The sequence below is a fragment of the uncultured Campylobacter sp. genome (genome assembly GCF_938031315.1).
In the GTDB taxonomy this organism is placed as follows: Bacteria; Campylobacterota; Campylobacteria; order Campylobacterales; family Campylobacteraceae; genus Campylobacter_B.
Window position 1 is genome coordinate 1 of record NZ_CALHHT010000442.1, and the last position, 7,189, is coordinate 7,189.

Sequence of the window (7,189 nt, forward strand, 5' to 3'; positions counted from 1 at the left end):
AAGGACCTCGTGCTCGTCCAAGAAGCCCTCGGCCACGCGAGCCTAAATACTTCGCGCATCTACACCCACTTCGATAGCGACAAACTGCGCCTTGCGGCGAAGGTCGCCGAGGAATTCGAGGTGTGAAATTTTAAAATTTGCAGCGGAGCGAGGCTTGGCTAAGCACGAGTTCTTTAACGCTCACAGATTTGATATGTTTGATGCGAGAAGTTTGATATATTTATGCGCGTAAAACTCGGCGGCGCGAAAACATAACGGGCGCAATATGACACGCAAGCGCGATCTGTAAAGCTTCGGCAGCTTTTGCGACATGCATGGGAGTTGGCGAGCAAGGTCTAAATTTAAAATTTTACTTTGCGATTTTGGGTTTTCTACTTCTGAAATTTTATCTTTTAAAATTTAAACACAGCGCGGAGCTATCGGCGCTCAAAACCAGTATCGCTTTAGAATTTCGCCTTTTAAAATTTAGCTTTGAAATTTTAAGGGCGGCGAGTTTTGCGGAGGCAAGACCGCGCAAGCCGTATCTGAAATTTATCTTGAAATTTTAAAGCGTAAACTTATCGGCTGTGCTACGCAAACCTCTAAATTTAGCCGTGCTTGGGGTTCAAAACGAAGAAATTTCGCCCAAAAAGGGCGAAATTTCATTTCTTAGGGGATAAGAAAAGGAGTTGTGGGCTAAAAATTTAGCCCGAGATTTCGTCAAATCCGCGACCTGCGCGGAAAAAGGAGCAAAAGACGAAATCTCGCGCTAAATTTATCAGACTTTAAGAAGCCAAACTATCCATCAAATTTTAACAAAACCTGCGTTGCACCGAGCTGCTCGTAAATTTAAATTTAGACCGCATTTAAATTCCGCGCAAGCTAATCTGCACGAGCTTAGCCATGCACCGATCGTGCACAAATCACGACCGCTTAAGATCGCGCGCTTTGCTTAAATTTTAAAGCTCAGCGCAAGACAAAATCGCGCCGTGATATGAGCGGCGTTAAATTTAAATCGCCGCAATTTTTAATTCTACTGAACGTAAAGCCCTAAATTTAGAGGCTTCGCAGGCACTTGTTTACCGCGCCCGCAAAGCCAAATTTTTAGGCTTAAACGAGCCTTTGTTTTTTGAAATACTCGCGCGGAGCCTTGCAGAGCGGACAGGCGCCGGGAGCCCTTTTGCCGCGATGGACGTGGCCGCAGACCTCGCACACCCAAACTTCCTCGTCGAAACTCTCGAAAAAGCCCTCTTGTAGCAGGATCTTTTGAAGCTCGTTGTATTCGCGCTCGTGCTCCTCCTCGACCCTACCGATAGCGTTAAAAAGGCGCGCTACCTCTTTTTTACCCTCTTCGGTTGCGATTTTAGCGAAGCTCGGATACATGCTCTCGTGTTCATAGCGCTCGCCCGCGGCGGCATCGAGCAGATTTTTATCCATCTTATCAAGCGGAATACCTGCAGCTGCGTGATGCGCCTTTAGCTCGGCTCTGGCATGCCATTTTTCGTTTTCGGCGGCTTCGTAAAAATGTCGCGCGATAGCGTGAAAGCCTGCCTCTTTGGCCAAATCGCCGTAAAGATCATATTTGTTGCGCGCTTGAGACTCGCCTGCGAACGCCTTCATTAAATTTACCTGCGTCAGATCCTCGGTAATGCATTTCATTGGCTCTCCGCAGCAGCTAAGCGTGCCGCCGCCTACGTTTTGCACCTCGACCTCCGCGCCGCACTTGTCGCATCTGTAAGTTTCGTACTGTCTCATTTTCAACTCCCCTATCAAAAATTTTGCGGAATGATACCACAGCTACTATTAAATTTTACTTAATAAATTTTATTCTTCTCAATAAATTTATATTTTTGAGAAAATTTCAGCGTGAAATTTCCATCTGTAAAATCTAAATTTAAGGTTTTTCAAAGCAAATGGAATTTCAAGCGAAAGTGCTAACACTTGATCATCTAAAAATATGAAATTTAGTTTTCTGACTCATTTAGTCTACGATTTCAAGGCTAGTCACATCATTGGAAATTTTTTAAAATTTAAAGTTATCTCAAAAATAATTTGCTATTTTGCCATATGGTCTTATTTTACGAGTATATGGCAGTGCTCGGCAAAATTAGCCTTATGCGCCAACGAGCCGCCCGATTGTAATTATGAAGCGTTAAAAGCGTAATTAAGGGCACTGCAGCATTACCATTTTGCCGCTATGATCAGTAATTTCTGAGAATTTATGAACGTCAAATTCTAAGCCGCAAATCGAGCAAGGAGGAAATTTATCGACTTCCTTCTTGCCTAAAAGCGAGCAAATTCCGCCTATTGCCGGATTATGTCCAACGATAAATACGCATTCTGCGCTAGCTGCGTTAAAATTTTGCATAACATCAGTGCTAGAAATTTCCACATCATTGCAAGATAGCGCATTATTTTCGCCAATGCTAGCGGGAATTTTAGTGCTCTTAAAAGCAGAATTTTCAGCGTTTGCGTCGCGATGTTTTTCGCTACTCAGACCAACCGCATTGTATTTTTCAACATTCACACTGCACCCAAAAAATCGTTTCTCATCCAAGCTGCGAACAAACTTTGCCAAATCCCATAAGCTTGCGTCGTATAACTCTCGCAATGACGCTACCCTTTTTATCGCATCCAACGCATTAGCGATAATTTGCGCCGTATGGAGTGCGCGTATAGCCGAGCTTGTAATAATTAAATCAGGCGTAAGTCCCAAGCTACGCAGCTTTTCTCCAAGTTTATTTGCACAAAGTTCGCCCACTTGGCTTAATGCCCGCTCGAAATCGCTTCCGTTGCCGCTTTGCGCCTCAGCATGTCTTATAAAATATATCCGTTTCATCTGCATCCTTTCATAAAATTTTATGTATAATTTAGCGTTAAATTCTACAAAATTCTAAATCTTTTCTGGATCAGTCCGAAGCCGTAGCCGACCGCAAAGCCCGCTATGTGCGCGTACCACGCTACGTTTACGCCCATTAACATCGGCAGGAAGCTCATCAGCAGTATCGCAACGAAGATCCCGCCCGCTCTCCGCCTGTCAAAGCACGCTATGATACCCAAAAGCACGCATATTGCGCCGCTTGCGCCCACTATATTTACGAGCTCACCCCTGCTTAGCGCGTACCAAACGTAAATGAGGCAAAGCGCGCCGGTAAACAGGCCGCCAGCGATGTAAAGCAACGCAAATTTCGCCCCGCCGAACGCCCGCTCCAAAATCCCGCCGAACTGATACAAAACCGCCATATTCATCGCCAGATGCGCGATGCCGCCGTGCATAAAAAAGGAGCTTAGAAGCTGCCACGGCATACCCTCGAAAAAGTATGGATTAAGCCCGAAAACTATGTAGGATCTAAAGCCCCAAAACTCCTCCAGCGCGAATGAGAGCGCGAAAAATAGAACGTTTAGCGCGATGAGAGCGAGCGTAAATTTGCCTGATTGCATAAAATTCCTTAATTTTTTGGATAAATTTTGCGCATAGTAGCGAAATTTCGGTTAAATTTACGATGAAATTTCGCGGCCGTGCTTTATGCAAGATTGAAGTTGATTTAAAATGGCGCGATTTGAGGCTAAATTTAAAAAGGCGCGACGCGCGCATACACGCTCTACAACGCGACGCCGACTTTATGTGCGCTCAAATACGCGCCGAAATTTTAAACGCAAATTTTAAATTAAAATATAAAAGCTGCGTATTTATTTTATCGCGTATCGCGTTTACTCGTTTAAGCGCTTCGCATTCGGACAAGATTTGAAATTTAGCGCAAATCTCGCGGGTTTTCTGCGGATTTTAAATTTTTAAATTTGAGCTTTAAATTTAAATTGAAAATTCCGGCGGACTTAAATTAGCTTTGAAATTTTAAAATTCTATCCAGCCTTAAATTTAACAATTATAGTTCTGCGTTTCGCGATGTTTCGCGCGTGGATTCTAAGCCTGCGCGCAAGCTCCACGCAAAAATCCCGCGAAAATTCTATGCTAAAATTTTAAAATTACCCCTAAGAAATTTCAGAAATTTTAATTGTTCACCCGTCCGTATCCTGCGAAGCGGTTCGATGCTAGGCAGCTTATGCGATCTTTGCCGCAGCGCACGATATAGCTATTTTCCATCTTTTGCCCTGCTACATGGACGTTCTTCTTATTCAAATTTACGAAGTCCGCTTGATTTCTACCGCGAGTATTGTGGACGAATTTCACGCGACCATCGGCATATATCTCGCGCACGATACCGATATGGCTGATTTCGTTATTGACCTTACCTTTGTTAGAACGCAAAGTGTTTTGAAAAAACACCAAATCCCCCACTCGCGGCGTATTGCTGAGTAAATTTTTACGGCTGTAATAATTATATATTGCTTGGGATTTGCGTCCGTTGGTGAAGTATTTTGGCAGATCTTTTGAGTTAAAAAATAGATCATCGTATTTATCATTTAGCACAGTGATAAATCCACTGCAGTCCCCTCCAGCGCGAGTGCCAGTGTAATCGTCTACAGATGCGATTAGCGGGCGGTTAAACTCGCTTCCTGGTATGGAGGTTATCCCCTCTTCGCGATCGTTTAAGACATACGCTTGCTGACTGCCAGCGGATGGGGCTTTTGAGGAGCAGCCGACCAGCAAAAACGCACCCAAAGCGCAGATAATTAGTTGTTTCATATAAATCCTTAAATAAAATTATGCGACGATTTGAACGTACGGCGCAATTTTAGCGCCTGGCGGTAACAAAATGGTAACTTTAAAGCTAAATTCTGTATAATTATTTAAATTTTACACGGAGAAATCATGCATTATCTACGAATTAACGGAGGCAAAAAACTAAGCGGCAGCGTCAAAATAAGCGGCGCAAAAAACGCAGCATTGCCGCTCATAGCTCTATCCATCCTTTCAAAAAACGAAGTCGTAATTAAAAATTTACCCGCAGTTTCCGATATCCACACGCTAATTCAGCTGCTTTCAAATTTAGGCGCAAAGTGCGAGTTCCTTGACGCCAATACCGTCAAAATCGATACGCGCGAGGTAAACTCGACCAAGGCGATCTACGACATAGTGCGCAAAATGCGCGCTTCGATCTTGGTGCTAGGGCCGCTTTTAGCGCGGTTTAGACACTGCGAGGTAAGCCTTCCGGGGGGTTGCGCGATCGGCGCAAGACCGATCGATCTACACCTTAGCGCGCTTGAAAAGATGGGCGCGGAGGTTAAGATCGAGCAGGGTTACGTCGTTTGCACAGCAAAAAAGGGGCTTAAGGGCGCGACTATAAATTTTGACAAAATTACCGTCACCGGCACCGAAAATATCGTAATGGCGGCTGCCTTAGCAAGCGGTACCACGCATATCATAAACGCGGCAAAAGAGCCCGAAGTAATCGCCGTTTGCAAAGCATTAAAAAGCGCAGGTATCGACATAGAGGGCATCGGCACGAACGAAATCCTCATTAAAGGAAGCGGCGGCGAGCTTTTAAGCTTGGATGAAATTTCGATTATTCCCGATCGCATCGAGGCGGGCACCTATCTGTGCGCAGGCGCGATCACGGGCTCCCGCATCACGATCACGCACGCTTGCGCGGCTCATCTTGGGGCGGTGCTTGCAAAATTTGAAGATATGGGCTTTAAATTTGAAATTTCAAACGGCGGCGACGAGATAACGATCTTGCCCGCTTCAAAGATCAAACCCGTAGAGATCATCACGAGCGAATATCCGGGCTTTCCTACCGATATGCAGGCGCAGTTTATGGCGCTTGCGTGCATCTCCTCGGGCGTCAGTACCATCGACGAGAGGCTTTTTGAAAATCGCTTCATGCACGTAAGCGAACTTTCAAGAATGGGCGCAGATATCCGCCTAAACGGCCACATCGCGACGATCAGCGGCGGCAAGCTAAACGGTGCGGACGTGATGGCTACCGATCTGCGCGCCAGCTCGGCGCTCGTTTTAGCCGCTCTTGCGGCGCGCGGCGAGAGCAAAATACATAGAATTTACCACTTAGATCGCGGCTACGAAAAGCTCGAGGAAAAGCTTAGCGCGCTCGGCGCTAGCATAGAAAGGCTTGAAGAATGATAGATATTTCAAATGCGATAGAACTTGCTTTAGGGCGCGTCCTGCCTCTTCGCGGCACTGAAATTTTAACGCTAGAGGAGGCTTTGGGGCGGGTTTTGAGTGAGGATATTACGGCGCGTAAAGATATGCCCGGCTTCGATAACTCCGCGCTGGACGGATATGCCTACAACAGCGCCGCCGTGGATAAAATTTTAAAGATAAAAGAGCCTACGATCTTCGCCGGCGATAAAAATTTTTACGAAATTTCAGAGCTACAGGCTCAAAAGATCATGACCGGCGCGCCGATGCCAGCAGGCGCAGACGGCATTGTTAGGCTGGAGGACGTAGAGCCTAAAAACGGCGAGCTGCGACTTCCACAAGATATCAAAATCGGCGACGGCTTCCGCAAAAAGGGCGAGGAGGTGCGCGCGAGCGAAATTTTACTCCACGCATCGGAGGTGCTTACACCCGCAAAGATCATGCTTTTAGCCGCGCAGGGAATCTATGAAATAAGCGTCTTTACCCTGCCGAAAATCGCTCTGTTTTCCACGGGCGACGAGCTTAAAGAGCCTTGGCAGAGCGCGGACGAGCGCGAAATTTACAACGCCAATGCAAGCGGAATTCGCGCGCTATTACGCAAGGCCGGCTTTGCAAGCGAATATTTAGGCATAATCCGCGATGAAAAATCCGCCGTGATAGAGGCGCTAAGATCGGCTTGCGAGAAATTTGACGTCGTAATCTCAAGCGGCGGAGCTAGCGCCGGAGAGGCCGATTTTATGCAAAAAGCGCTCGAGGATCTGGGCTTTTCGATGGTTTTTGATCACATCAACGTAAAGCCCGGCAGGCCTACGAAGTGCTATGAAAAGGACGGTAAATTCGTCTTTGCGATGGCAGGCAATCCTTTGGCGGCGTTCATTCAGACCCGTGTGCTATTTTTGCCGATTTTGCGAAAAATTTCAGGCGAAGGCGGCGAATGCCTACATCCCGAGCCGATACTCGCCGAAGCAAAGAGCTCGATCAAATCCAGACCTTCCCGCATCGATATAACTCTAGGCATCTACAAAGACGGCGGTTTTACGCCCGTGCAGACGCAATCGGGAATGATAAAGCCGCTCTCGCTTTGCACCCATTATTTCGTATCGTCCGCTTCGGGCGAGACGGTGGAAAAGGGAGAAATTATAAAAATTTATG

General features: G+C 46.3%; 7 protein-coding genes and 1 pseudogene. 4 read left to right on the forward strand and 4 right to left on the reverse strand.

What is annotated here, in order from left to right; all coding sequences use genetic code 11:
• Positions 1-126: pseudogene (locus tag Q0236_RS10970) on the forward strand (hydrogenase); the annotation flags it as partial.
• Between the two features lie 188 nt (positions 127-314).
• Positions 315-548 carry a hypothetical protein gene (locus Q0236_RS10975; protein WP_297917841.1) on the forward strand — a complete coding sequence of 78 codons (234 nt, stop codon included), beginning with the start codon at positions 315-317 and terminating at the stop codon, positions 546-548.
• 541 nt (positions 549-1,089) lie between these two features.
• Here Q0236_RS10975 and Q0236_RS10980 read toward each other — a convergent pair.
• The 4 genes from Q0236_RS10980 to Q0236_RS10995 form a co-directional block, all read right to left on the reverse strand.
• Complete coding sequence (locus Q0236_RS10980; protein WP_297917844.1) at positions 1,090-1,734, reverse strand: ferritin family protein; 645 nt, start codon at positions 1,732-1,734, stop codon at positions 1,090-1,092.
• 409 nt (positions 1,735-2,143) lie between these two features.
• A complete protein-coding gene (locus Q0236_RS10985; protein ID WP_297917847.1) occupies positions 2,144-2,818 on the reverse strand; it encodes a histidine phosphatase family protein in 675 nt (224 codons plus the stop codon).
• Positions 2,819-2,862: 44 nt separating this feature from the next.
• Positions 2,863-3,420: a rhomboid family intramembrane serine protease gene (locus Q0236_RS10990; protein ID WP_297917850.1), complete on the reverse strand. Its 558-nt coding sequence runs from the start codon at positions 3,418-3,420 to the stop codon at positions 2,863-2,865.
• A 568-nt stretch (positions 3,421-3,988) separates the two neighbouring features.
• A complete protein-coding gene (locus tag Q0236_RS10995) occupies positions 3,989-4,624 on the reverse strand; it encodes an NlpC/P60 family protein (protein ID WP_297917853.1) in 636 nt (211 codons plus the stop codon).
• A 126-nt stretch (positions 4,625-4,750) separates the two neighbouring features.
• Here Q0236_RS10995 and murA point away from each other — a divergent pair, with 126 nt between their 5' ends.
• Complete coding sequence (gene murA / locus Q0236_RS11000) at positions 4,751-6,019, forward strand: UDP-N-acetylglucosamine 1-carboxyvinyltransferase (RefSeq protein WP_297917856.1); 1,269 nt, start codon at positions 4,751-4,753, stop codon at positions 6,017-6,019.
• Positions 6,016-7,189: molybdopterin molybdotransferase MoeA (locus tag Q0236_RS11005; protein WP_297917861.1), on the forward strand; the 1,174-nt coding region annotated here is incomplete at its 3' end. The genes murA and Q0236_RS11005, both read left to right, overlap by 4 nt.